Genomic DNA, 24,358 nt, shown 5'->3' with positions numbered 1-24,358 from the left:
TTCTCCTCGTCCTGTGTCGGTTACATCGAGGTCTTGAGCTTGGGCGCTGCAAGGCGGTTGAACCAACCCGGCCGCTGCGAGGTGGATCCCTTGTGCACTTGCGAAAGCGCGGGGGTCCCATTGGCGATATCCTCCGCAAATTGCTGCAGACCGCGTGACACGCCGCTCTTGCGGTTGACTTCGAAGACGGGCAGGCCGTGGTTCAACGCCGCTGTGACGGCTTCGTCGTCTTCGGGTAGCACGAGGTGAGGCGACATGTCGAGGACCTCCTCGAGCGCCGCCTTTTCACGTTCTGCGTGTCGCGTATATCGGTTGACCAGGAATCTCAGGTGCGTGTGTGGATATCCGAGCGAAGTCAGAATTTCCTGGAGACGACGTCCCGCGCGGGCATACAGCATGCCGGGCTGCAGCACGACATGAATCTCATCGCTGCGATCGAGTGCGACGATCGAAAGCTGATTGATCGATTGCCCGAGATCGAAGATGACGAAGTCATATCGCGGAGCTGCGACGCCGAGCAGCCATTCGAGCCGGTCGCTTTGGACTTCGGCCGCCTTGACCGGATCGCCCGCGCCGGCGAGCAGATGAAACGTGTCGCTCACATGCATGAGGCTCGCGTCGAGGAACGCCGAGTCCATGCGCTCGATGTTTCCGCACACCTGCGGCAGGGTTGAAGGGGCGGTTTCGCTCGTGAGGAGAAACGACGCGTCGCCATAAAGTTGATTGAGGTCGATCAAAAGTACGCGCTTCTTCTGAAACTCGGATAGTGCGTGCGCCACATTGCAGGCAATAAACGTGGTCCCCACGCCGCCCTTGCATGACATGAAGGACAAGACGCGAGTCACATGTCCGCCCTGCAGCATGCGATTTTGTTCGACGCGGTGCAGCGCCTCGCAAAGCGAATGCTTCTCGAGCGGCCAGGGGAGGACGTCGCGCACACCGGCACGCATCGCTTCGATCAGCGTCTGCTGCGATGTATCGGGGGTTAACAAGATGCAGGTGAGCCGCGCCAGGCGCTGGCATAGATTCGCGATGACGGGTAGCTGCGCGTCTTGCAGCGTAAATGCATCGACGATCAGCACATCGAATGACTCCAGACTGTCGCCGCGTTCTGCGAGCTGCGCCGGCGTTCCAACGATGCGCGTCGTCCGGTAGCTGCCGCATTCGCCGATATGGCGCGAGATCTGGGAAAGGCGCGAGGCGTCGCTTGAGATGCTGAGGATATCGATCATGATGTTTCTGCCCGAGCTATCGAGATTATTGGCACACGGTGCCGCCCGTTGACGTCGCGAGACTTTCGCGGGGCAACGTGGTAGTGAGTGGCGGCATGGTGAGCGTGACTGGAACGAACGGGATCATCGTCTTCACGCTTACGTTGGTGATGCTGACCGTTACGAACGTGCAAGTGGAGCGCGCCGTGGCCGGATCGGAGTCGCAGCCGGACGGGGTATAACTCAAGTTCACGTTCGACGAGGCTAGCAAGGGGAGCAACCCGGTGATCCTGGACTTGACGACAGAGGCATCGGCATCGCACACGGCGGCGGTGCGCGCGCCGAGTCGCACCGCTTCGCTTGCTGTGTTCCAGTAGAACAGCACGCGACCGAACTCGAGGATACCGACCAGCACCGTACAAAACAGTGCGGCAACGATCGCAAACTCTACGAGGGCTGCGCCACGCTCTTTGCGCCGCCTGGGGATCGAAGATCGCGTCTGCGGCTTCATGATGCTTGCCTCATCACAGTGAAGATGTTGCCGAAGGTGAGTCCCTGCAAATTGAAGAAGGTTTCGATCGGGGTGTACTGGTAGCCTGTGATCTTGACCTCGACGAGATTCACGCTACCCGTGGGGGATCCGTTCGAGGCGCCGTTGTTCGTGTCGTAAGTCGCGACGCTCGCGAATTGCGGAGGGTCGGAGGCATCCTGGCAACCCGTCGTATGCGAGGAGTCACAGACGACGATCATCGAGGTCGTCAAACCGTCGACGAGCGGCGTTGCCGTGCCACTCGGGCAGGTCGAGGTGCCATAGACGGCGAGACATTGGGCGCTAGCTATCGGGTAAGCGGGATCGGTCGACAGGTACGACGACAGAAAGCGCGCCGCGTCTCGCGTCGACTTGGTGAGTGCTTCGTACTGGTAGATCGCCCGGCCGAATTCGGCAACGCCCATGGCGAGCAGCAGGAGCGGGACCACCACGATGGCGAATTCCACCATCGCTGCGCCGCGCATGCGTTTGGGAGTGGGGCGGTGATTTTTCATGATCGTCTCGCTTATTGCACCAACACGGGAACGAGCGGACCGACCGAACTGCCGTCGCCGGGAATACCTGCCGTGGCACACGGAACACTTGCGTCAGTCGACTTTCCTTCGTATTCCAGGTGGACTGCGTCTCCGGCCTTGTCCATCGGATCGAGCATCAGTACGCAGTCCCACCAAAGGATGTTCGCCTTATGGCCGCTCAGCAACTGGGTGCAGTCGACTTCGGGGGCGAGAGCAAGCCGCCGATCGGCGCCAGCCGAATAGGTCGTCGTCGAATACGATCCTTTCGTGGTGGCGGTTCCTCCAAAAGCATTCGCGTCCCCCTGATACGGCGTGAACGTCGAGCGCTTGCCGACGAAATCGCTATACGCGTTGCTGCCGGCAAGCCAACTCGTGGTCGTGTAGGCAAATCCAGTGAAATCGGGCGTGTCGGCGGATTGCGAATACGGATTCGCATAAATACCGAAGCGGGAGTTCCATGCGCCGGTGTCCGTGATCTTGTTCCCCGGCGAGCCGACATTCGAGCCGACGGCCGGCAACGCGCAGTAGTTGCCAGTCAGTTCATCCCTGATGGAATTCGCGTTGTTGCTGCCGTCGAGGGCGGCCCAGCCAAAATTGCCTGGGCCGTAAGTGGGCGGTGAACCGGTCTTGGACGCGATCCACTGGCCGCGCGTGTAGCTTTGTCCCGCGATCGGCGGACTCACCTGAGTCCCGGCCTGGCAGACGAACACGGGAATAGCGCAGGTAGTTTGAGCGGGGCTGATCGTAGCGACGGCTGCGGTCGCTACCGACGCATTGGCGACCGAGTTGCCGGGCAATACATTGAGCACTTGGGCGAACCAGTTCGAAACGTTCGATAGGGAGGCCGTGCATTTCACAAACTTCATAGTGGCTGGGTTCGCGACCGAGCCCTTAGTCAGGAACGGATTGGCCAGCGAATCGCTGAACGTCACGTTGCTGTCGGTCGCCAACTGTACCCCCGCGCTCTGGAAGAACACGCGGTTGAGGCTGCCGGCCGTGATGCCGGCCGCCTCCGATACCGAGAGGTTGATCGTCGCGCCGGTGAGGTCGCGCACTGCGGCGAGCGCGCAGGCGTCCGCGCTGTTCTGCAACTCGCTTCTCACGATGTAGAGCTTGCCGAGATCGAGCGCGAGCCCGACGACCCCGATCAGCACCGCGAGCGACAGGGCGACGATGACCGCCACGGCGCCGCCCTGAGTGCGACGAGTCCTGCTTCGTTTTCCTGATTGCCATTGGCGACGCATGATGACTTCCCCCTCGATATATTTGTTTACTGACCTCCTCCGCTACCGCCACCGCCCCCCCCGCCGCCGTTGCCGACACCGAGTACGAATGGCGTAAAGGTCGGCGGCGGCGCATCGAAAGACTTCTGGTATTGGCCCATCGCCGAATTGGCCGCCTTGCCGTCGATGCCCGGTGTCGAGGGGTTGCGTGCGCCCGCATCCGGATCGATGACTTGCGCTTGCGTTACCGTTTTGACTGCTTCGCCGAAGTGCGCGTCCCAGATAGGCGTACTCGACATGCAACCGCCGAGCGCGGCGCAAGCCGGGGCTGCGACCAACAGGAAGGCCCGGCGTGCGATGAGATTGTGTTTGACTTTCATGAGATTCCCCTTGATCCCCAAGCGTTACTGCTTGGCTGAACCGTTCGATTCCTTCGACATCGCCAGCTGGTTGCGCTTTTGAGTTGAGTCAAGTCGCGCCGCCGTGCGTTCGATGTGTTCGATGCGCGCCGCGTCGCCGACGATCGCTGCCGCGTCCGCACTCGGTGACTGTGTCGCAGGCGTAGACGGCGATGTGCGCGGCGTGGCCGGCCTGCCCGATTCCGAGTGGGGCAGGGCTGTGGCAGTGATATCGACGGTCGGTACAGGCTGCGATACGGCCGGTGATGGGAACCGCGCGGACGACGTCGACCCGGTTTCACTGGGCGCGACTGCTGCAGGCGGTTGCGTCGTCGAACTCGATGGTGGAACGCTCGGCGGCGTGGAGGTGCCCGTCGGCGCCGCAAGCATGGGCGTCGCAGGGGTGGCCGGCGCGTTCGACGCGGCCGGCGCGGCAGCTGGGGCCGTGCGCGGCTTGGCGCCTCGACCTTCCATGTTGCCGGTCGCGTAGATGTCCGCCTCGTTCGGTTGCGTGAAGGTATCGGTCGGCAACGGTAGGTTCGGGTTCGCCAGCGGCTTCACGAGATGCGGCGTGATGATGAACACGAGCTCCGTGCGGTCCTGCTGGAAGTTCGTGCTACGCAGCAAAGCACCGATAACGGGGACTTCGCCTAACCCGGGAAACGCCTTCAACGCGCCAGTGATGTTGTTACCGATAAGGCCACCGATCGCGAAGGACTCACCGTCGTTCATCTGTACGGTTGTCGCAGCCCGGCGCGTATTGATGAGCGGGAGGATGGCCGTCGAACTCGTGCCCGCCGCGCTGACGGCGACACCCGTCGGCGATAGCTCCGATACCTCAGGAGACACCTTCAGATTGATGCGGCCGTTGGCCAGCACCGTCGGCGTGAACTTGAGTCCCACGCCGAACTCCTCTTCCTGCAGCGTGATAGTGGTACCGCCGTTCGAATTGCTTTGAGGTACCGGAATGAACACACGGCCGCCCGCAAGGAACGAGGCTTCCTGACCGCTGATGGTGACGAGATTCGGTTCGGCAAGGATCTTCGTGAGTTGGTCGGTCTTCTGTGCATCGATTGCCGCCGAAAACGGCAGGCGGTTCGCTTTGCTGCCCGCAATGGCCGTCTGTGCGCCGGTCAGCAAGCTGCTTACCAAGGCGCCGGTCCAGCTTCCAAAGCCACCTTGAAGGTTGAGCGCCGAACCCATCTGATTGACGACCGTCTTTGCGACTTCCGCAACCTTGACCTCGAGCATCACTTGCTGGGGCGCATCGACCGTCATCATATTGAGCACGCCTGTCGAGCCGCCAGAACTCGAAAATTGCTGACTCGAACTGACGCCCCCGGCGTTCGATGAGTTCGATTGCGATTGCTGGGTGGGTTGCGACGCAGCGTAGACCGTGGCGATTTGTACCGCCTGCGCTGCGGCCGGTGCGCTCGATACATTTCCCGAAAGCACCAGGTTGCCCGCTGCGGTCGTGACGCGGATGCCTCGTTCGGCAGGCATCAGCTGCCTCAAGGTGTGCTGCACGCCATCGGCGTCGATACCTACCATGACGTCAATCATCTGGCAGGCGCCGCTGTGCCCTTGAATGATCATATTGGTCGTGCCAATAGACATGCCGACGACATACAGCGTCCGTGGCGATACCAGCGTTGCTTGTGCAACGACTGGATTACCGATCGTGCGGGCGATCGTAGGTTCGTCGAGCGAAACGAGTGTCGATTTGCCGACAGGCACGACGACGCTCGTTCCTTCGCGCACTTCGCCCCTGCAACTCGGACCACGCAGCGGCTGCGCGGCGGCCGGCGCTACCGCTTTGGGATCCGGGTTGCCCTTGGGTGCCTCTTTGGCGATAACGGGCTGCATGCTTATGACCCCCGCTGCAACAAGGGCCGCGAATACCGCGCTGCCGGTCTTGCAGCGCCGCGGGCTCCGGCCCGAAATCAACTCCGTTCTCGTATCCATTTGATGATGCCCCCCGGTTACTGATATCTGTGAACCCTGTACTTCGTTGATTGGTCTTGCCGTGTTTTTTGCTATTCACGCGTTTGCTTTTCCCGCATGCGTATCGGTCCTCGCATGCGTACCGCGTGTACCGCTAGAAGCATTCTTGACTGCCCGTCACGCCGGAAAGCACCCCGATGCAATTGCGCTTCGCTTGCGGGGCAGGGCGCACGGCGACGTAGCGCACCTGCGTCGTCTTGACGGGCGCGGGTGCTGGCGCCGACGCGGCGACAGGCGCACCGAGCAGTGTGACCTTGGTTGCCCCTTTCGTCGCGAGCGCGTCCTTGTCAACCTGGTTGCGCAATACGAGCGACAAGGTGCCGACGCTGCGTGCGAGATCGAGTTTTTCCGCTTGATCGGGCGAAACTTGGAGGGTGACCGCGTTAACCACCTTCGGCTGGGTATCGTCTCGACTCACTTGCTGCGCAACGGCCAAGACCAAAATCTTTTCGAGCACGATTTTCGAAATGCTCTGCTGGTCGCCTTTACCGGGCTCTTGAGTGTTCACGATGACGTCGACATAGTTTCCCGGCAAGGCGAAGCCCGCCACGCCTACGACGTCATTCACTCGAACCGTAATGGCCCGATCGCCTTTTTCGATCACCGCGGATAGGCCGCCTTTCGTGCCGATCGGCGCGAGCTTCGATTCGAGGACGGGCTCCCCTCGAGCAAGACTCGTGCGGAGCACGCGTCCGTCGAGCGCTTTGATATCCGTGTACGCGCCCGGCGGCACACTGCCGGTCGGCCAGCTGACGACGCGGATCATGTTTACGTTGAGCGGCTGGCCGAGATTGATGTCATCCCTCGCGACGGCGACCTGTGTGACGCCGCTCGACGAGGTGTGGATCAGCCACCGAGACGCAAAGACGACAGCTGCAAGGCCGGCGATCATGGCCATCGCAAACATGATGAGAGCGCGACTGTTTTTCATGACAAGACTCCTCGTGGATCAAGGGACGAGCGTCGTTCAACGCGCCGCCAATCGTTTATCGGGCTGCTTCATGGCGGGCGGATGAGGCCCGGTGCGACTTCCGACTTCGCCGAAATAGCTCTGCCATGCTTCGAGAAGCCCGTCCTCGGTGACTTCGCGCGCTGCCCCGCGATATTCCGCAGAAGCAGCAAGCAGGTGGAGCAAGTCGCGCGGGTAGCACGCAAGGAATGGCTTGTTCGTCGCCATATGCAGGTCGTGTAACAAGAATTCGAACGCCGGCGGCGACATCCTGAAGCCGATCGATGCACAACATGCATCGAAAACGGCGCGATAGTCGTCGAGTGAAAGCGGGCCGATTTGCAGTTTCGAGCCAAGACGGCGCAGGAATGCCTCATCTCCGATCTGAGCCGGATCGAGGTTGCTCGAGAACACTGGCCATACGTCGAACGGTGCCGTGAAGCGCGTTCCCGACTGCAGTGTGAAGAGGTCGATACCGCGATCGAGCGGCATGATCCAGCGATTGAGCAGTTCGTGAGCCGCTACGCGCTGACGCCCAAGGTCGTCGACGATGTAAAGTCCCATGTTCGCCTTCAGGTGCGGCGGCGCCTGGTAGAAGCCTGCGTTGACGTCATAGCGAAGGTCGAGGCCCTCGAGCGTCAGTTCGCCCCCGGAGATGATCACAGGCCGGCGACATAGCCGCCATCGCTTGTCGCCGACGGCGCTCTGGGCTGCCGCGGGCGCGTCGCGATGAACGAGGGGGTCATATAGCTGCACAATCTCCCCGCCGATATAAAGCGCGTAGGGGATCGGCACATCGCCGCGCAGCAGGTTGCCGAGCCGTTCGGCGATGTACGTCTTGCCGCTGCCGGCTGGCCCGTACATCAAAAGGGGCCGTCCGGCATTCAATGACGCGGCAGCACTATCGAGCAACGCGTGGTTGACACGCACATCTCCAAACGCAGCATCCACGTCGGCATGCGTGATGCGCTGCCGACGAACTGAATGCTCGCGTACGATTTCCGCGTATTGCTCGAATGCGATGGGAGCGGGGCCGCAATAGCTGCAGCGTGCCAACTCGTCGGCGGCCAGCGTGCGGCCCGCCTCGGTGAGGCGAAGCGTGACATCGATATCGGTCGCGCCGCGGTGAGTGATCTCCGCGAGATGCTCGCGCACCAGGAACGACAGCACATCTTCGAGCACGGCGATAGGTAGCCGATGGCGCTCGGACAAATCGGAGAATGTCGACTTGCCGTTCAGCAACGTGGACTTCAACACGAGACGGCCGACGAACGTGTGTGGCAAGCCCGTGTCCGCCAACGTGCGCGGTGCGCGCAGCGCGACGGGCGAAACATCCGCATTGCGCGCGCGCAAGAGCTGCGGCTCAGGCAGGCGCGTGATTTGCGCCGAGCCGCCCTGTTCGATGTTGTGTTCGTCCATGTCCAAACCCCCGGATAGTTTTTAGCTGGCATGCAACCGCGAGAAACGTCGATTACTCAAGCTCTTGTCCGCAATTCCCGTTGCTTCCGATCCCTAGGCCACGGACATAGAGAGCGTGACCAAAGTCCCGGCGGCGATGGCGACGCCGTACGGCAAGGTCCCGACCGATTTGATGCCTGACTGATCTCTCGGCCCATCTTGTTGCAGACGCCAGCCTCCGTGCGTGATCGACCAAAGATTCAAGAGAAACTGCTGCATGCGGCCTCGGAACAGCGTCAAGGCGATCGACCAAACGCCGCCAATGACGAAGGCCGCGAGCGCAACGTACAGAATCATCGTTGGGCCGACCCATGCGCCGATCATCGCGAGCAGCTTGACGTCTCCCGCCCCGGTTGCGCGCAGCAGATACAACGGAATCAGCAAGGCGAAACCGGTAAGCGTGCCCGCGAGCGCATTGCCGATACCCGTCACAGGGCCGAGGAGACAAGCCTGAACCCCGAATGCGGCAATAAGGCCCATCGCAATTACCGGGTTCGGGATGCGACGGCACACGATATCCGTGCTTGCGGTCAGAACGACCAGTCCGACTACGAGCAGCGGAATCGGTTGAGGTGGAAGGGGTACGGTCAACATCAAGAGCCTCGGTCCGGTTGGTTGGCTTGCAGTGGGAGCGGCGATCGCGCGCGTTAGCTGCGCAGCAAGACCCACTCAGAAATCATTCGCGACGGTGTTATAGACGGTACTCAGTTTTGAACCGATGGTTGAAACAGTCGCAACGCATACGATGGCGATGAGCATGACCATGAACGCGTACTCGACCATCGTTGCGGCGCCGTCGTCATGGAGAAAGGCCTTCGCCTCTGCAACGGCGCGCAAGCGTCGTACAGAGCTCACGAGGTCATGCATAACGGGACGTCCAAAGAAGACATTTGCATTCACGATCAACTCCTTCGGCAGGTTGCCATCGAGTTCATGTTTGTCGAGCGGTGAAACAAACGCTCTGGAGCGAGTTCGTTCGTTTCACCAAAGTCCATTCGCAATCACCTTGAATTTTCTTTGCATGACCGCCGTTCAAAGGTCATTCGCGATTGTGTTGAACATGCCGTTTGCGCCGGTGCCGATCGCTGTAACGGCTACGATACAAACCACCGCAATCAGGGCGAGCATCAGTGCGTACTCGACCATGGTGGCGCCGTCCTCGTCGCGCATGAAGCGCTTTGCCTGAATGAGAAAGCGTTGCATTCGTACTCTCCTTCTGAAGAGACCTCGGGTCTCGGTTAATTGAGGAAAGACCGCTAAATTGGAGAAACGGCGGACGAGGCGATGAAACGATTCCGTCCGCCCAAGCTCGTCAAAGATCGTTCGCGATTTTGTTGAACATGCCGTTTGCGCCGGTACCGATCGCCGTCACGGCCACGATACATACGACTGCAATGAGGGCGAGCATGAGCGCGTACTCGACCATCGTGGCGCCGTCTTCGTCGCGAAGGAAACGCTTTGCTTGGTTAAGGATGGTTTGCATTTTCTGACTCTCCATGAGATACAGAGTTACAAGGCCCTTGCCGGGATTGGCTTCGGGAAGGCACTGCTGAAGGTGCTGCGGAAAAAACTTGGGCAATTTGCCTGTCGGCGGACGCGTGCGCGTATCGGGATCGCAATACGTGTGTGCAGAGAGAGACGGTCTAACGTCGCGAACACGTATCTATGCCGCGCGGTGCCGAGCATGAAACGTTGAAGCGGCAGGCGTGGGACGCGGGGGCGGGCAGCGGCGAAGGCATCGCGGACGATGGGCCCGATGCATGTGACTCCTCTCGCCGTTGCGACAGGAGATACACCGCGTCGATTCGTTGTGCTCATGCTGATCCCCCCCCGGGCGTTCAGCGCCTTTCTCCGGCATCTGGTCCAGACCGATGCCAACTTGTCAGTCGGCGATTCCCCCGAGGTCCCCGCCTCGTTCCCGCCATCCGGATGGGTGGCGGGAACGGGAAGGACCCTCCCCGCGGGTGACGCCCATTCGTGTTCTTCAGCTCGATCTTTGTCGAGCGGTTCAAATCACTGGGGTCGTCTCGTCGTCGACTGCGCGGCTTCCAATGCAAGGTCTGGACCAACGCCAGCAAATCCCTTGATCTACAAGGTTTCCGGAAGAGCCGGATGCCGTGCCTCGCACGATTTGTGGATTAACTGTCTCAGGTTTGCGACAACCTCGAGGTGATTTAGAGACCATGGCACCCTACTGCGCAGCGCGCGGATTCGCATTTGTTCTAGTGCACGCTCGAAGAAACACATATCGAACTGCCCGGCGGCGCGATTGACCGAAGTGTATCGATATTGAAACTCGTCCCTATAAGTCACCAATTACCGCACGCACTTGCTTGCGTGCGCTACCGCACGTATCCAAGGCAAGCGTTGCGTCCCAGGGGGAAGACGCTCTTGAAAGCCAGATCGTTTTCTGCCAACAATGAGTCACGTGATTCGCACATGGGTATCCCGGTCGAAATCACTCGATAGAAACAAGAGAAAAAAATCAATACGAACCGGGTCATCGCATTTCGAGTGATGGCCACATAAGGCGAAAGATATGTACGGTTTGAGTCGGGGGGAGCGCGGCGCCGAGCGCTGCGTGCACGGCTGGTTGACGCCTAGCCGGTTACTGCTCTACAGCTGCGCGATGATCGTGGTATACGCGATAGTGCTGGGCGCGTGGGCGTGGACCACACATGGTTTTAGCAGATCGGATGTCGCTCGTCCGGGCATTGACTTCGCCGTGTTCTGGGTGGCTTCGCACGTCGTGCTCCATGGTTCGCCGTGGCAAGTGTATAACCACCTCGCGTTCGCCAAGGCCGAAGCGATGCTCTTGCCTAGCATTCAATCGAGCCACTTTCTGCCTTGGCTGTATCCGCCGGCGTTCCTTTTCGTAGTCGCCCCGCTTGCGTTGCTTTCGCTCGCAGTCTCGTACCTCTTGTTTGTTGGCATCGGTGTCCTGCTGTTCACCTTCGCAACGTTGCGTGTTTCGGGGCTCGGCCAGGCGATCGGAAGATCGCGCGTGGCTGCACTGTTCGTGGCAGGCTCCCCGAGCGTGTTCGTGGCCGCTCTCGCGGGTCAGAACTCATTGCTTACCGCGGCATTCGCCGCGCTCGCCGTGCACTGGGTTGATCGCAAGCCCGTGCTCGCCGGCATTTGCATAGGCTTGCTCGCGATCAAGCCGCAGATGGCGATTGTGTTTCCTTTTGTTTTGATCGCCGCGGGGGCTTGGCGGGCTTTTGTGGTTGCTGCTATCAGCGCGTTGTCGATCACTGCGCTTGGCGTGTTTGCGGGCGGCATGGAGACAGTGCACCTGTTCCTTCTCAACGCGGACATTCAGCGCAGCGTAGTCATCCAGCATTATTTCCACTTCTGGCGCGCATCACCAACTACCTTCGCTGCGCTGCGCATCAACGGCGTCGGACTCGCGCTGGCACAGGCTGGGCAGGCGTGGGTAGCGATCGCCGCGATCGCGGCCGCGTGCCATGTCTGGAGGAGAACGAGAGACACCAGACTGCGTGGTTCGGTTCTGCTCATTTCGACGATGGTCGCAAATCCTTACGTATGGCATTACGAGCTGACTTGGCTTGGCCTCGCGCTGGCATGCCTGGCGTCGCTGGGGTCAAAGGAGGGATGGCTGTGGGGGGAGCAGGAGGTCCTGGGGTTTGCGTGGCTGTTGCCGCTCTATGAATACGTCAATCCGTATTTGGATCTACCCCAGATCGGCCCGATCATCTTACTTGCCGCGTTGCTGCTCATACCGCGGCGTATGCGTGCAACGGCCGAGGGGACGTTTTCACGGGCGGAAAATGTGATCGCTGCAAAAAGGGTGGCTGGTGATTGCCCATGTGGTCTCAATGCGGCGCAGAGTGGAAATAACGGGGGATAACATGGATACGCCTATCGGCAAACCATTGATTTCGCTAGTAGTGCCGTTTTATAACGAGGTTGAAGCGGTTGACGGATTCTTTGCCCACATTGTGCCGTTGCTAGAGACGATCGAAACGATAAGGTTCGAGATCGTCTGCATCAATGATGGCAGCACCGATGGCACACTCGATAAGCTGGTGCGGTTTGCTACGAGCGACACGCGCGTGCGTGTGCTCGATTTCACCCGCAATTTCGGCAAGGAGGCTGCGCTGACCGCAGGTATCGAGGAAGCTTCGGGTGATGCCGTAATTCCCATCGATGCCGACTTGCAGGATCCGCCTAGTCTGATTCCGGTCATGATCGAGCACTGGCTGCAAGGGGCAGAGGTCGTCGCAGCGAAAAGAAGCGATCGGGCTTGCGATACGTTTTTGAAACGCACGACAGCCGCGCTTTACTATCGCGTCCATAACGCGCTTTCCGATGTCAAGCTGCCCGAAAACGTCGGGGATTTCCGCCTGATGGACCGGTCAGTCGTCAATGCGTTGCGGCGTCTGCCGGAACGCCATCGCTTTATGAAAGGGCTTTTCGCATGGGTCGGCTTTCGGACGGTCATAGTCGAATATCAGCGCGAGCCGCGCACAGCGGGGAAGTCGAAGTTCTCGGGATGGCGGCTCTGGAATTTCGCCCTTGAAGGGATCACGAGCTTCAGCACGGTACCGCTGCGCAGTTGGACATATATCGGCCTCGCGATGGCGGCGCTCGCTTTTTGCTACGGCGGGACGATTGTCGGGCGCACGATGCTGTTCGGGAACCCCGTGCCTGGATATGCGTCGCTGATCTCGATCGTACTTTTCATGGGCGGGATTGAACTGATCGGCATCGGCGTGATCGGCGAATATGTCGGACGCATCTATCACGAGACAAAGGAACGCCCGATTTACATCGTGCGGCGGCGCTATCAGATGAACAGCAACGTGAGCGCGCTGCCCCTGCGGCGCGGCGAAGCTGGCGCGCGCAACGTCGCTGCGCTGCAGGTCCCGCGCAGGCGCGCGACGACCCATGCGCGGATGGGTCGCTAATCTGGGAGGAGAGTGTTATGTCACCGGAAGCCTATTTGGAGATGGCGGAGACCGAGATCGAGCACTGGTGGTTCCGCGGCCGACGCGATGTTCTTGGTTCGATTCTTCGCCAGCTCGCATTGGCGCCTCAAACGCGTGTGCTCGAAGTCGGGTCCGGCACGGGCGGAAATCTCGATCTCCTGGCTGAATTCGGCGCCGTGAGCGGATTGGAGATGGATGCGAATGCGCTTGCAATCAGTGTCGAGCGGACCAGGGGGCGCTTCGACATACGTTCAGGGTGCTGTCCTGACGAGATTCCATTCCATGATGGGACCTTCGATCTGATTTGCTTCTTGGACTGTCTGGAGCACATTTCGGACGACGTCGGCACGCTCAAGCGCATGCATGGGCTGCTAGCACCGGGCGGATCAATCGTGCTGACGGTACCGGCTTATCAATGGTTGTGGAGTGCACACGACGAGTTTCTGCATCATCGTCGGCGCTACGATCGTGCGTCATTGACGAGGTGTGCGCAGGCGGCAGGTTATCGCATCGAGCGCATCACCTATTTCAACACGCTACTCTTTCCGCTTGCGGTGGCGGCCCGATTGTGCGATCGGCTGCTTCGGCGCGGAAAATCGAGCGGAGATGCGGTGCCGGCTGAGCCGTTGAATGCCGCGCTATACGGCATTTTCAAGAGTGAATCGTCATGGCTCGCGCGTCATGGATTCCCCTTTGGTGTCTCACTGCTTGCCGTATTGAAGGCTGACTCGTGATGACCGGCCCGAAATGCTCGCCGGGCCACGCTTCGAATATCGCGTGGGACCCCGGCCATACTCGTCCGGCTAAGACGCTCATGAGACCGTTCGCTCATTCATCGGTGCGGTACTTGTTGGTCGGGCTTTCAAATACGGCAGTGGGCTTCTCGGTAATCTGGGTCGCGCTGCGCTGCTTTGGCTTCAGCAATGTCGCGGCCAATGCCGCTGGCTACTTGGTTGCGATCTTATGGAGCTTTGCACTCAACCGGAAGTGGACGTTTTATCACAAAGGCGATGTGAGATCTGCCTTGCTGCGTTACGTGCTAGTGATGCTAGTGGCCTACGGGATGAACCTGCTCGTGGTGATACTACTAGAGCGGTGGCTGAGTCAAGGCAGCCTGTTCGTTCAGATTGATGGGATGCTGACCTACACCTTGGTTGCCTACATCGGGGCACGGTATTTCGTATTTCCGAGCAACCACCTGCTGTCTTGCCGGCCGAAGATCTGAAGCTTCGGGCAAAGACCAACTGCGACCTCCGAAGGAAAACCATGAGACAACTCAATGCGCCGTGGCTATTTCGGGTTGCGTTATGCTCAGGCGTTGTTCTCGCAATCGAGCTCGGCTTCGCGTCAAGTTTAGCTTGGAGCACATTTACACGTTTCGGGCCGCTGCAAGGGGGATTCGGGATCGACTTTTCCGTGTACTGGAGCGCGGCAGCGGTGGCACTTACGCACGGCCCGCTAGCCGTATTCGATCAAGATCTTATGATGACCGTTGAGCGTGCGGTCCGATCGGGCCCGCTCTTGGCGGGCGCGGGTGCGCCGTGGCTCTATCCCCCTACATTTCTCATTTTTCTCTTGCCGCTCGGGATGGTGCCTTTGGGCGTCGCGCTGACCGCGTTCAGCATCGTTGGGGCAGTCGCTTATCTTCGCTCGATGTGGGGAATAGTGCACCGTGCCGGATTTCTGGTGCTTGTTCCGGTGGCGGCATTCCCCGGGTTTTGGCTTGCGCTTTGTTACGGGCAGAACTCGCTTCTCACGGCAGCCGCGGCCGCAGCCGCCCTCGTATTGATGCCTACGCGACCGATATTGGCCGGTACCTTCGTCGGGCTTCTTAGCGTGAAGCCTCAACTAGGGCTGGTCTTTCCACTGGCACTGATCTGCGCGCGGCAGTGGCGTTGTTTCGCATCGGCGGCGGTATGCTCGGTCCTGCTATGGGGTGTTAGTACGCTGGCGCTGGGCGGTGAAATGCTGTCGGCTTGGGTTCATACCGTGTCCTGGTTTAAAGACACTTGGGTCGAGCACAATCCTGAGATGTGGCGCTGTATGCCGACGATTTATGCAACTGCGCGAAGAGTGGGCGCGTCTGCTCGATTGGCTTATTTTCTACAGATGGTGGTTGCGGTACCTGCTTGCGCAGTGACGGCATGGCTATGGCGGGAGGCTGCAAGATACGAACTGAAAGCTGCGGCATTGTGTTGCTGCACGCTGCTCGTTCAGCCCTATCTGCTTTATTACGATCTCGCTTGGCTCGCGATCCCCATTGCTTTCATGGGAGTGGATCTGTATCGGCACGCCGCGCGCACCTTCGAATGGCTCTTGCTCGTCGTTGCGTGGGCCATGCCCTTGCAGTCCGTTGCCGCTAGGCTGATTCAAGGGATGGGGCATTGGACGCCAGCGGTTCTGGCGTTGCTCCTTGTCCTGATCGTCTGCCGGCATAAGCAGCGAGCGGCGCAACCGGGCGAGCACGGCAAATCGGGGGCGCATTCGCCACGGCTTCGAAGCAATAACCGCCGTGTCGCCGCGAGGTTGCGCAATTGATTGAAGCCGACGATTGACAGGCGCTTTGCGCGGGGAGGAACGAGCGCTCGGATTGCCCTTTCGACGCCATTGCTGCAGTGCGTCAGCGCATCTACGCGTAACTGTGACCGCATTCGTCATTCCAGTAGGGCCGAAACGCGGAGTTCTGGAAAAGCGCCGGTTCGAGGTTGTCGCATCGCGGAGACGCGGCCCCCATTGGAGACTGCGCCGCCTCCTCATGGAAAACAATCAAGCTTTGTGTGCCGTCGCCAACAAAAATAGGTAAAAAATACTGCGACTCCGTATTCAGCCTGATGGCGTTTTTTCCTATAGTATTTCGTAAGGTACGAGCCTATGTTGCAATGCATGAAAGCAAGAAAAGCACGGCGGGCAGATTGCCGGAGCTTTAACGAGAGATTCCGAGGTGGTGGTGTGCATATCGGCGTGACGATTTAGCGGTAGTCATGCAGACGTCGCGGACGACGCGCACCGAAGCGCGATGGGAGGCAACGCCGCATTAGACGGCGTGCCTACGGGAAATCGGGCAGTTGCGCTGGTGCAATGATGCATGGGCGCGCTGACCGAGATCAAAATAACGTCGAATTGGCGAGTTACCCTGTTCTCGGGCAAGACTCGGTTTTCGACACGGGGGGCAGTACATGAGCACCGCTTTCAGTCCGATGCCGGAAGACCGTAGCGTTCTTCTCGTTTCGCTCAAACCCGACACAGCGGGCATCGATGCGCTGATGGCAGCTGGGTGGCACATCGTTCACGCCCAGACGCCGCAACAAGTGCAACGGGCGGCCGCGCGCGGCGCGATTCACGTCGGTCTCGTGCAATTGCCCCACCCCTGCACGGCGCAGCACCTGGCCGAGTTGGAAGCGTGCATTTCGGACACCGAAGTCGCATGGATTGCAGAGGTGCAACCCGGTCAAGCCGAGGAGCAGGCTATTCGCCGGTTCATCCTCGATTATTGCTTCGACTTCGTCACCCAGCCTTGTAACGACGCCCGGCTGACGATCCTGATCGGGCATGCCGACGGCCTATGGACGTTGCGCGCTTCGGAGGGCCATGCAGAGCCGGACCATGCCGACAGTACGATGATCGGCCAGTCCGATGGGATGCAGCAACTGAATCGCGGCGTCGATAAATGCGCGCGCAATGAAGCGCCGGTTTTCATCGCCGGCGAGTCAGGAACCGGCAAGGAGTTGACGGCTCGCGCAATCCACGACCGTTCCGCCCGCGCCAAGCAGCCGTTTGTTGCAATCAATTGCGCGGCGATCCCGCCCGCATTGTTGCAATCGGAATTGTTCGGCCACGAACGCGGCGCATTTACCGGTGCGCTGCAAAGAAAAATCGGCCGCATCGAAGCCGCCGCGGGCGGCACGCTGTTTCTCGATGAAATCGGCGACATGCCGCAAGAATGCCAAGCCGTGCTGCTGCGCTTCCTGCAGGAAGGTACGATCGAGCGGCTAGGCGGCACGGCCCCGATCAAGGTCGACGTGCGTGTCATTTCGGCCACCCACGTCGATCTCATGAGCGCGATTCAAGCGGGGCGGTTCCGGTTGGACCTATATCATCGTTTGTGCGTGCTGCGCCTGGACGAGCCGCCGCTGCGCGAACGCGGAGAAGACATCAAGCTGCTCGCGCTGTACGCGCTCGATCTTCATCGCGGCGATGGCGCGCGCAAGATCCGCGGGTTCTCGAGCGACGCCATTGCGGCGATGTACAACTATGGCTGGCCGGGGAACGTGCGCGAGCTCATCAACTGCGTGCGGCGGGCGCTCGTGATGGCGGAGGGGCGCTTCATCACGGCGGTCGATCTTGGCTTGCCGGGTGTAGAAATCAAAGTGGGCCGCACTTTGGCGGAAATTCGGTGCGACGCCGAGCGCGCGGCCGTGCGAGAAGCGCTCGCGCGCCACGCCTATAGCCTTTCCAACGCCGCGGCCGAACTTGGCATTTCGCGCGCTACGCTGTATCGCTTGCTCAATGCGGTCGGGCTCCGTGATGAAGGATCGAGTCAACGTCCCTCGCGCGCACCCGCGGAAGCTCACGCCTGCGCGGTCGAGCCGGCGCAACGCAGCATCGAGCACACGGCGCCGTGAGGCGCGCCTTCGCCTGACGGTCGAAGCGGCGCGTCTCGTGCGACGCGCTTGGAAAACCCGCCCGCACCGCATATCCTGACCTTCACCGTCCGCGCGCCCGCGAGGCGCGCGGTTCCTTTTTGCGGACTTGGAGGACAAGGTTCATGACGCGAGCCGTCGATTCGGTATTCATTCTCATTGCACGTTTGGCGCTATCGGTGCTGTTTTTATGGTCGGGCGTGATGAAGGTCTTGGCCTACGGCGCCTTCGTAGCCTACTTGCATTCGAAGGGGGTACCGTTCGTCCAAATTGCCGCTGCTCTCGCCACGGCGGTCGAGGTGCTCGGCGGAGTCTTGCTCGTCGTCGGTTTCTTGATTCGTCCGCTCGGGCTGGTCATGGCCGTGTATACGCTTGCGACGGCGGTGGTGGGCCATGACTTTTGGAACGTGGCCGATGCGGCGCTTCAGCACGATATGGTCATTCACTTCTGGAAAAACGTCGGGTTGGCGGGCGGCTTTCTGCTGCTCTTCGTCACTGGCGCGGGCGGCGCGAGCATCGATGCTGCTCGTGCGCCGAGACGCCCATCGCTCTAGCCGCATTTTGAGCCGCGGCGCGCACGGAGTTTGCTTGCGCTTTCATATTCGATCCGTGCGCGAGAGGGAGGGCCTGCGAATGATTCAAAGCTTCGAGCAGCAAATCGACGGACGCACCATGCATTTTTGCGCCAGCCTCGGCGAGGGAGAGTCGACGCATCGCGTCATCATCAGCCGCGACGACTCCGCCGAGACTCTAGTGGTATTCGATGCGTCCGGGCTGATCGGGACCTTGAAGGCAGAAATGGCCGCGCCCGATAGACTCCTCGCCGACGCCATCCGCAAAGCGTGCGACGAAGGGCTGATCCAACGCGCGCTCGATACGGGAGCCATTCAGAACGCTACCCTGTAGCGCTGGCGCTTCACGCAAACCTGCGAGTAGCGAGAAGGCGGTAGGCCGTCTTTAACGCGCTGCGCTTTCGTTTTCTGCGCTCGCCCGGGCATGGGAGTCAGGATGGACGCGGGTGGCCAACGCCATTGCCGCCAGCAGTAGGCCGGTCGCGATTGCTGCCGAGGTTTGCAACCCCCAGACGACCGACGAGGCGGCGCCCGTGTCGGTAAGCGCGCCGAACGCGGCGACGCCCACCGCGCCGCCAGCTTGTCGCGCCGTGTTCAACAACGCGGAAGCGGTGCCGGCACGGCTGCGATCGACCGACGCGAGCACTGCGGTTGTCATCGCGGGCACGGCCAGTCCCATCCCGGCGGGAATGAGTAGAAACGGCGCCAGCAGTGCAACGACGGGCGTGCCGGCGTGTGCCATGTGCAGCAGCGCGTAGCCGAGCGCGCCCACGGCGGCGCCGATGATCATGGGCCGGCGCGGCCCCCAGCGGGCGACGACCCAGCCGCTTGCGATGTTCGATACGAGAAATCCGCCCGTTAGCGGCAAGAACGCGAGCCCGGCCTGTAACGGCGTGTCGCCGTGCACGCGCTGCAGGTATAGGCTGATGACGAAGATGGCGCCGTAGTACGCCATATTGACGCAGATGCCGAAAACCACGGCGGCGCTGAACGTCGCATCGCGCAGCAACGTCAACGGCACCATCGGCGCGCGGCTGTTAGCCTCGACGACGACGAACGCAAGGGCCGCAAGCACCGACACGGCAAGCGCGAAGACGACGAGCGGGTGGCTCCCGCCGAGCGGCCGCATTTCGATGACGGCGCCCGTGAACGCGGTCAGCGCAACGATGGCGATGCATTGTCCGGGCAGATCGATGCCGGCCGGCCGATGCGCGTGCTCCGTGCTCGTGCGCTCCCGGTGCGGTATCCAGGCGAGCGCGGCCGCTAGGCCGGCGAGGCAGAGCGGGACGTTGACGAGAAAAATGCCACGCCAACCCCAGGCGGCGATGAGGATGCCGCCAAGCACGGGACCGGCTGCGATCGAGATCGAACCCGACGCGGTCCATAGGCCGACCGCCCGCGCACGAAGGCGGGGATCGTGACTGCAGGCGCGATTGAGCAGCGCGAGCGAATTGGGCAACATCGCCGCCGCGCTCACGCCCTGCGCCGCTCGCGCCGCGACCAGCGAGGCGGCATTCGGCGCGAGGCCGCAGGCGAGCGACGATACGGCGAACAGCAACAGGCCCGAGGCGAACATGCGCCGGGCTCCGAACCGATCGCCCAGCACGCCGGCCGATAGCATGAGCACGGCAAACGCGAGCGTGTAAGCGTCGACGATCCACTGCAGCGTCGACACCGGCGCGTGCAATTGCGAGCCGATGCTCGGTAATGCGATGTTGACGATCGTCACGTCGAGCTGTGTGACGACGAATGCGACGCTGACGGTCGCAAGCACGCGCGCGACCGTCGGGCCGACGATGGGGGTGGAGTGACGAGCGTTCATGCCGGGGGATGCTAGCAGCGTCGTCGCAGAGATGTTTCGCGGTCTGATGAATCGTCGAATTCGCGCATTGGAAAGCGCTGTGGTAGGCCACGTGCAGGCGGCATTTAATAACGGCATTTATTCCCGCCATTCGGAATAAGAAATTATCAACATATCAACTGCGCTATCACGGCACCGGCTAAATCAGTGTGCGGCTTCAGACATAGTCGGTCGGATAGATAGCGCGCAAGCGCGCGCGAGCGTGCATGCTGATAACGCAGGGCAACGAACGGCGTTCGAACCCCCTTCGATCTGTTCGCCCCGTGCTTTTCAAATCTGAGACGCCTCCATCGAGATGTTCCCCCGAGCATCCCGACGGGCCGCTGCACGTCCAAAAGCCCGTTGCCGCAGAGCGCGCGAACGGGCGCAGAAGAAGGAGTCCGCTATGCCTGTCCGAGATATGTCAGCACGCACCCAGCTTCTCTCATCGGTGACGGCTGCGCTTTTGACGATCGTCTTGTCGAGCGGCGTTGCGCCGAGCAGCGCCAATGCACAAAGCGCGACCGCGAACGGAGTGAAATCCCTCGATCCCACGAAGAGCTTCAAAGTGCCGCCGCTGCCGCTCGGCTCGGCGCACGTCCAGCTTCGACCCGGCATGTCGGACAAGGATTGGCACGACGCATACAAGGAAACCGGTCGTCCCAAGTTCGAACGTCATACCGTCAAGCACGTCGGCGGCACCGTTGAACGCGATTAGGGAGACCGACATGAAAAAGCTCATTCTGATCCTTGCGCTATTGGCCGGGTTCGCGCAGCTAATGCTGCCCAGCACCGCGCGCGCGCAAGCAACGACTGCGAGCACGTTGATCCTTTACGACAACCCGGCCAACGATCCGTACTCGAAGCTCGGGCTCATGTACGCGATCATGCTGCGCAACTTGCTCGGGCATTTCAATACGACGGTTGCAATCGAACCCGTGCAGAACTATACGGCGGGGCAGATCGGCGCCAACACCGCCACGTTCTACATCGGCGATTACTACAACAACCCATTGCCGGCCGCCTTCATGAGCGACGTGATGACGGCGACCAAAACGGTCGTCTGGTTCAAGTACAACCTCTGGCAAATCGCGTGGAATTCGGCCTATACGTTTACGCAGACCTACGGTATCAATTTCCTGGGCTTGGCGGGGCTCAATGCGCAGCCTTCCTCGAGCAATCCGAACCCCGGCTTCTACGATACGGTCACGTACAAGAACATGTCGATGGTGAAGTACTACGCGTACAACGCCGCGACAGGCGTCGTCAACGCCGATCCAGACATCGGTCTCACCCAGGTCGCCGATGCGACGAAGGCGCAGTCGCTGGTCACGATCACGAACAGCCAAACCAAAGCCACCGCACCGTACGTGATGCGTTCCGGCAACCTTTGGTATTTCGCCGACATGCCCTTTACCTATATCGGCCCGACGGACCGCTATCTCGTGATCTGCGACATGCTGCACGACATTCTCAATACGGGCGCGCCGGTCAACCATCGGGCACTCGTGCGATTGGAGGACCTCGATGCGTTTACGACGACTTCCTCGATGAGGCAGCTGTCGGATTACCTCTACAGCTTGAGAATCCCCTTCACGATGGCGACGATCCCGCTCTATACGGACCCCAACGGCTACTACAACGGCGGTGTGCCGGAGACGATTCACCTCGCGCAAGCCACCGGATTGAAGTCCGCACTCAACTATGCGCTGCCTCGCGGCGGCAAGATCGTGATGCACGGCTACACCCACCAATACGATTCGACGCCTAACGTGCAGAACGCCGTATCGGGCAATGACTATGAGTTTTGGTTCATGGTGCAGAACCGGCCTGTCGACGAGGATTCTCAGCAATGGGCGCAGGGCAGGATGCAAGATGGCTTAGCCGAGTTCACGAGCAACGGCTACAAGGTGGCAGGCTGGGGCGCGCCTCAGTATCAGATGTCGCCGCTTGCGTCGCAGGCAGCGGCGGCTCAATTCGGCACCTCGTTCCAGCGAGCCGTCTATTACACCGCCACCGACCCGCAGATCGGCACGGGCGCGGCCAATCAGGACTTCTCCGCAGGGCAATTCTTTCCATACATCATCAATCGGGACTATTACGGGGAGCGCATCGTTCCCGAGAATCTTGGCAGTATCCAATACAACATTTGCAACATCGATCCTTTCTCGTGCGTTGCCTACACATGGCAGCAAGTGCTGACGAACGCGCAATACGCACTCGTCGTGCGAGACGGCTTCGCTTCGTTCTTCTTCCATCCATATTGGCTCGAGCCCGGTTTGGGCGTGCCGGCGATGTCTGACTTCAAGAGCCTCGTTTCGGGTGTTTCGAAGCTGGGCTTCACATGGGTCGACGGCACCACCGCCAAGTGATGAGCGCGCATTGCAGGAGAGCATCGAGTGCATCGTGCGCGTCGCCGTTGCCGGCGATGCGCACGAACGAGGGGGCTCATCGCAATGGCGTCGTTCGCCGGCCTGATTGCAGCGCTTCGTCGCTGCGCCCGTGCGAGCCGTGTGAGCGAAGGGCCACAGACGCAGTAATCGCCGATACCGTAACGTAACCTTGCGTTTTTGAAAGGTTTCGACTGACGAGGTGCGTGATGGGTGCGCGTGCTGCACCTACACGTTCTCATATTGCGGGCGTCGGCCCAGGCAGCGGGGAAAAAATGAAGAAGGTCTTAACGGTATTCGGTACGCGACCCGAAGCGATCAAGATGGCGCCGTTGGTGAAAGCGCTCGCAGATGAAGATGGCATCGACGCCAAAGTGTGCGTAACCGCACAACACCGCCAAATGCTCGATCAGGTATTGGAGTTGTTCGAGATCGTTCCCGACTTCGATCTCGATTTGATGCGCGAAGGCCAAACGCTCGGCGATTTGACCTCGGGCATCTTGCAGTCGATCGGCACGGTGTACGACAAGTGGCAGCCGGACGCGGTGCTCGTTCACGGCGACACGACCACCACGCTGGCCGCGAGCCTGGCAGCGTTCTATCGCTACATTCCGGTGGGGCACGTGGAAGCGGGACTGCGCACCGGCAATGTTTGGTCGCCGTGGCCAGAAGAGTTGAACCGGCGCGTCACCGATGCCGTTTCGTCGTGGCTCTTCGCGCCCACCGAACAGGCCAAGCACAACCTGTTCAGCGAAGGCGCGCCCGCCGCGCACGTCGTGCTGACCGGCAATACGGTGATCGACGCGTTGGTCCACGTCAAACGCAAGCTCGACGTCGACGAGCGATTGAACGATTCGGTCGCTGCCCGCTATCGGTTTCTCGATCCTTCGCGCCGCTTGATTCTCGTCACAGGGCACCGGCGCGAAAGCTTCGGCGAACCGTTCAAGCACTTTTGTGAAGCCCTGCGGCAAATCGCACTCAAGTACGACGACGTGCAACTGGTCTATCCGGTTCATTTGAATCCAAATGTGCGAACGCCCGTCAACGCCGTTCTCAGCGATGTGCCGAATGTGCATCTGATCGATCCTCAGGACTATCTGCCATTTGTTTACCTGATGTCCAAGGCGTATTTGATCATCACCGATTCGGGCGGTATTCAGGAAGAGGCGCCGGCGCTCGGCAAGCCGGTGCTGGTCACGCGCGAGACGACGGAGCGGCCCGAGGCCGTTCGCGCCGGTACGGCGCGGCTCGTCGGCACGCAAACCGAGCGCATCGTATCGGAGGTGAGCTCTCTGCTGGAGGACCGCAGTCAGTACGTGGCCATGGCGCACGCCAACAATCCCTACGGCGACGGACATGCAAGCGAGAGGATAGTCGATGCGATGATGTCCATTCCCGCGGAGATCCCCGCGATGGCTCACGTTGCACCGCAGCCGGTGCTGTTGCACAACGCGATCGCATCCGGACTCCAAGCTCTGCGTTCGGCTTGATCGATGCACGCGAGGCAGTAGGCGGCAATTGCGCTGCCTCGCAGCGTCTCATCGAATTCGCCATGCGGTGAATTTTCAACCGCTATTTCATAAAGCTCGCAAAATCGACTCGTTGGATTTTCCTATCGAACGAGCCGGTCTTATTCGCCTTGTTTATTCGTCATTG

General features: G+C 60.6%; 24 protein-coding genes. 11 read left to right on the top strand and 13 right to left on the bottom strand.

Annotated features, from left to right (window positions below; genetic code table 11):
* Window positions 1-20: 20 nt before the first annotated feature.
* The 12 genes from QQS38_RS11710 to QQS38_RS11655 form a co-directional block, all read right to left on the bottom strand.
* A complete protein-coding gene (locus QQS38_RS11710; RefSeq protein WP_479645537.1) occupies window positions 21-1,232 on the bottom strand; it encodes a CpaE/TadZ family protein in 1,212 nt (403 codons plus the stop codon).
* A gap of 25 nt (window positions 1,233-1,257) precedes the next feature.
* The gene (locus QQS38_RS11705; protein ID WP_479645536.1) at window positions 1,258-1,722 is read right to left on the bottom strand and encodes a TadE/TadG family type IV pilus assembly protein; all 465 of its coding nucleotides are present in this window, start codon (window positions 1,720-1,722) and stop codon (window positions 1,258-1,260) included.
* Window positions 1,719-2,225: a TadE/TadG family type IV pilus assembly protein gene (locus tag QQS38_RS11700; RefSeq protein ID WP_479645683.1), complete on the bottom strand. Its 507-nt coding sequence runs from the start codon at window positions 2,223-2,225 to the stop codon at window positions 1,719-1,721. The genes QQS38_RS11705 and QQS38_RS11700 overlap by 4 nt, the downstream gene beginning before the upstream one ends.
* Window positions 2,226-2,266: 41 nt before the next feature.
* Window positions 2,267-3,520 carry a pilus assembly protein TadG-related protein gene (locus tag QQS38_RS11695; protein WP_479645535.1) on the bottom strand — a complete coding sequence of 418 codons (1,254 nt, stop codon included), beginning with the start codon at window positions 3,518-3,520 and terminating at the stop codon, window positions 2,267-2,269.
* A gap of 26 nt (window positions 3,521-3,546) precedes the next feature.
* A complete protein-coding gene (locus QQS38_RS11690) occupies window positions 3,547-3,879 on the bottom strand; it encodes a hypothetical protein (protein WP_479645534.1) in 333 nt (110 codons plus the stop codon).
* A gap of 24 nt (window positions 3,880-3,903) precedes the next feature.
* Window positions 3,904-5,862 (bottom strand): type II and III secretion system protein family protein, encoded by a 1,959-nt coding sequence (locus tag QQS38_RS11685; protein ID WP_479645533.1) that lies wholly within the window; start codon window positions 5,860-5,862, stop codon window positions 3,904-3,906.
* Between the two features lie 133 nt (window positions 5,863-5,995).
* Complete coding sequence (cpaB, locus tag QQS38_RS11680) at window positions 5,996-6,832, bottom strand: Flp pilus assembly protein CpaB (RefSeq protein WP_479645532.1); 837 nt, start codon at window positions 6,830-6,832, stop codon at window positions 5,996-5,998.
* Between the two features lie 36 nt (window positions 6,833-6,868).
* Entirely contained in the window at window positions 6,869-8,269 is a 1,401-nt protein-coding gene (locus tag QQS38_RS11675) for an ATP-binding protein (protein WP_479645531.1), read from the bottom strand.
* 93 nt (window positions 8,270-8,362) lie between these two features.
* On the bottom strand, window positions 8,363-8,899 hold the full coding sequence (locus tag QQS38_RS11670) for an A24 family peptidase (protein WP_479645682.1): 537 nt from the start codon (window positions 8,897-8,899) through the stop codon (window positions 8,363-8,365).
* A gap of 78 nt (window positions 8,900-8,977) precedes the next feature.
* Window positions 8,978-9,208, bottom strand: coding sequence for a Flp family type IVb pilin (locus QQS38_RS11665; RefSeq protein ID WP_479645530.1), 231 nt, complete (start codon window positions 9,206-9,208; stop codon window positions 8,978-8,980).
* A gap of 132 nt (window positions 9,209-9,340) precedes the next feature.
* Window positions 9,341-9,511, bottom strand: coding sequence for a Flp family type IVb pilin (locus QQS38_RS11660; protein WP_479645529.1), 171 nt, complete (start codon window positions 9,509-9,511; stop codon window positions 9,341-9,343).
* A gap of 109 nt (window positions 9,512-9,620) precedes the next feature.
* Window positions 9,621-9,791 carry a Flp family type IVb pilin gene (locus QQS38_RS11655; protein ID WP_479645528.1) on the bottom strand — a complete coding sequence of 57 codons (171 nt, stop codon included), beginning with the start codon at window positions 9,789-9,791 and terminating at the stop codon, window positions 9,621-9,623.
* A gap of 1,056 nt (window positions 9,792-10,847) precedes the next feature.
* On the opposite strand from QQS38_RS11655, the gene QQS38_RS11650 reads away from it, so the two are divergent.
* From QQS38_RS11650 to QQS38_RS11615, 8 genes are all read left to right on the top strand, one after another.
* Entirely contained in the window at window positions 10,848-12,179 is a 1,332-nt protein-coding gene (locus tag QQS38_RS11650; protein ID WP_479645527.1) for a glycosyltransferase family 87 protein, read from the top strand.
* A 1-nt stretch (window position 12,180) separates the two neighbouring features.
* Window positions 12,181-13,239 carry a glycosyltransferase family 2 protein gene (locus QQS38_RS11645; RefSeq protein WP_479645681.1) on the top strand — a complete coding sequence of 353 codons (1,059 nt, stop codon included), beginning with the start codon at window positions 12,181-12,183 and terminating at the stop codon, window positions 13,237-13,239.
* Window positions 13,240-13,256: 17 nt separating this feature from the next.
* A complete protein-coding gene (locus QQS38_RS11640) occupies window positions 13,257-13,994 on the top strand; it encodes a class I SAM-dependent methyltransferase (RefSeq protein WP_479645526.1) in 738 nt (245 codons plus the stop codon).
* The gene (locus tag QQS38_RS11635) at window positions 13,994-14,485 is read left to right on the top strand and encodes a GtrA family protein (protein ID WP_479645525.1); all 492 of its coding nucleotides are present in this window, start codon (window positions 13,994-13,996) and stop codon (window positions 14,483-14,485) included. The genes QQS38_RS11640 and QQS38_RS11635 overlap by 1 nt, the downstream gene beginning before the upstream one ends.
* Before the next feature lie 41 nt (window positions 14,486-14,526).
* Window positions 14,527-15,798, top strand: coding sequence for a glycosyltransferase family 87 protein (locus tag QQS38_RS11630; protein ID WP_479645524.1), 1,272 nt, complete (start codon window positions 14,527-14,529; stop codon window positions 15,796-15,798).
* 638 nt (window positions 15,799-16,436) lie between these two features.
* On the top strand, window positions 16,437-17,882 hold the full coding sequence (locus QQS38_RS11625; RefSeq protein WP_479645523.1) for a sigma-54 dependent transcriptional regulator: 1,446 nt from the start codon (window positions 16,437-16,439) through the stop codon (window positions 17,880-17,882).
* A 143-nt stretch (window positions 17,883-18,025) separates the two neighbouring features.
* Complete coding sequence (locus QQS38_RS11620; protein WP_479645522.1) at window positions 18,026-18,454, top strand: DoxX family protein; 429 nt, start codon at window positions 18,026-18,028, stop codon at window positions 18,452-18,454.
* Between the two features lie 79 nt (window positions 18,455-18,533).
* Window positions 18,534-18,806 carry a hypothetical protein gene (locus tag QQS38_RS11615; RefSeq protein ID WP_479645521.1) on the top strand — a complete coding sequence of 91 codons (273 nt, stop codon included), beginning with the start codon at window positions 18,534-18,536 and terminating at the stop codon, window positions 18,804-18,806.
* A 51-nt stretch (window positions 18,807-18,857) separates the two neighbouring features.
* Here QQS38_RS11615 and QQS38_RS11610 read toward each other — a convergent pair whose 3' ends face one another.
* Window positions 18,858-20,294, bottom strand: a complete 1,437-nt coding sequence (locus tag QQS38_RS11610) for an MFS transporter (protein ID WP_479645520.1) — start codon at window positions 20,292-20,294, stop codon at window positions 18,858-18,860.
* Between the two features lie 424 nt (window positions 20,295-20,718).
* Here QQS38_RS11610 and QQS38_RS11605 point away from each other — a divergent pair, with 424 nt between their 5' ends.
* From QQS38_RS11605 to wecB, 3 genes are all read left to right on the top strand, one after another.
* On the top strand, window positions 20,719-21,030 hold the full coding sequence (locus QQS38_RS11605) for a hypothetical protein (RefSeq protein ID WP_479645519.1): 312 nt from the start codon (window positions 20,719-20,721) through the stop codon (window positions 21,028-21,030).
* 10 nt (window positions 21,031-21,040) lie between these two features.
* Complete coding sequence (locus QQS38_RS11600; RefSeq protein WP_479645518.1) at window positions 21,041-22,684, top strand: DUF2334 domain-containing protein; 1,644 nt, start codon at window positions 21,041-21,043, stop codon at window positions 22,682-22,684.
* Window positions 22,685-22,977: 293 nt separating this feature from the next.
* Window positions 22,978-24,192: a non-hydrolyzing UDP-N-acetylglucosamine 2-epimerase gene (gene wecB / locus QQS38_RS11595; RefSeq protein ID WP_479645517.1), complete on the top strand. Its 1,215-nt coding sequence runs from the start codon at window positions 22,978-22,980 to the stop codon at window positions 24,190-24,192.
* The last annotated feature ends 166 nt before the right edge of the window (window positions 24,193-24,358 follow it).

The organism is Trinickia sp. Z7 (genome assembly GCF_056498045.1).
The sequence above is the reverse complement of the archived record's forward strand: the minus strand, read 5'-3'. Positions and strand labels throughout refer to the sequence as shown.

Coding starts and splice junctions, on each gene's coding strand:
- QQS38_RS11710 (WP_479645537.1), bottom strand. CDS start 1,232: ATGATCGATATCCTCAGCATCTCAAGCGACGCCTCGCGCCTTTCCCAG.
- QQS38_RS11705 (WP_479645536.1), bottom strand. CDS start 1,722: ATGAAGCCGCAGACGCGATCTTCGATCCCCAGGCGGCGCAAAGAGCGT.
- QQS38_RS11700 (WP_479645683.1), bottom strand. CDS start 2,225: ATGCGCGGCGCAGCGATGGTGGAATTCGCCATCGTGGTGGTCCCGCTC.
- QQS38_RS11695 (WP_479645535.1), bottom strand. CDS start 3,520: ATGCGTCGCCAATGGCAATCAGGAAAACGAAGCAGGACTCGTCGCACT.
- QQS38_RS11690 (WP_479645534.1), bottom strand. CDS start 3,879: ATGAAAGTCAAACACAATCTCATCGCACGCCGGGCCTTCCTGTTGGTC.
- QQS38_RS11685 (WP_479645533.1), bottom strand. CDS start 5,862: ATGGATACGAGAACGGAGTTGATTTCGGGCCGGAGCCCGCGGCGCTGC.
- cpaB (WP_479645532.1), bottom strand. CDS start 6,832: ATGAAAAACAGTCGCGCTCTCATCATGTTTGCGATGGCCATGATCGCC.
- QQS38_RS11675 (WP_479645531.1), bottom strand. CDS start 8,269: ATGGACGAACACAACATCGAACAGGGCGGCTCGGCGCAAATCACGCGC.
- QQS38_RS11660 (WP_479645529.1), bottom strand. CDS start 9,511: ATGCAACGCTTTCTCATTCAGGCAAAGCGCTTCATGCGCGACGAGGAC.
- QQS38_RS11655 (WP_479645528.1), bottom strand. CDS start 9,791: ATGCAAACCATCCTTAACCAAGCAAAGCGTTTCCTTCGCGACGAAGAC.
- QQS38_RS11650 (WP_479645527.1), top strand. CDS start 10,848: ATGTACGGTTTGAGTCGGGGGGAGCGCGGCGCCGAGCGCTGCGTGCAC.
- QQS38_RS11645 (WP_479645681.1), top strand. CDS start 12,181: ATGGATACGCCTATCGGCAAACCATTGATTTCGCTAGTAGTGCCGTTT.
- QQS38_RS11640 (WP_479645526.1), top strand. CDS start 13,257: ATGTCACCGGAAGCCTATTTGGAGATGGCGGAGACCGAGATCGAGCAC.
- QQS38_RS11635 (WP_479645525.1), top strand. CDS start 13,994: ATGACCGGCCCGAAATGCTCGCCGGGCCACGCTTCGAATATCGCGTGG.
- QQS38_RS11630 (WP_479645524.1), top strand. CDS start 14,527: ATGAGACAACTCAATGCGCCGTGGCTATTTCGGGTTGCGTTATGCTCA.
- QQS38_RS11625 (WP_479645523.1), top strand. CDS start 16,437: ATGAGCACCGCTTTCAGTCCGATGCCGGAAGACCGTAGCGTTCTTCTC.
- QQS38_RS11620 (WP_479645522.1), top strand. CDS start 18,026: ATGACGCGAGCCGTCGATTCGGTATTCATTCTCATTGCACGTTTGGCG.
- QQS38_RS11615 (WP_479645521.1), top strand. CDS start 18,534: ATGATTCAAAGCTTCGAGCAGCAAATCGACGGACGCACCATGCATTTT.
- QQS38_RS11610 (WP_479645520.1), bottom strand. CDS start 20,294: ATGAACGCTCGTCACTCCACCCCCATCGTCGGCCCGACGGTCGCGCGC.
- QQS38_RS11605 (WP_479645519.1), top strand. CDS start 20,719: ATGCCTGTCCGAGATATGTCAGCACGCACCCAGCTTCTCTCATCGGTG.
- QQS38_RS11600 (WP_479645518.1), top strand. CDS start 21,041: ATGAAAAAGCTCATTCTGATCCTTGCGCTATTGGCCGGGTTCGCGCAG.
- wecB (WP_479645517.1), top strand. CDS start 22,978: ATGAAGAAGGTCTTAACGGTATTCGGTACGCGACCCGAAGCGATCAAG.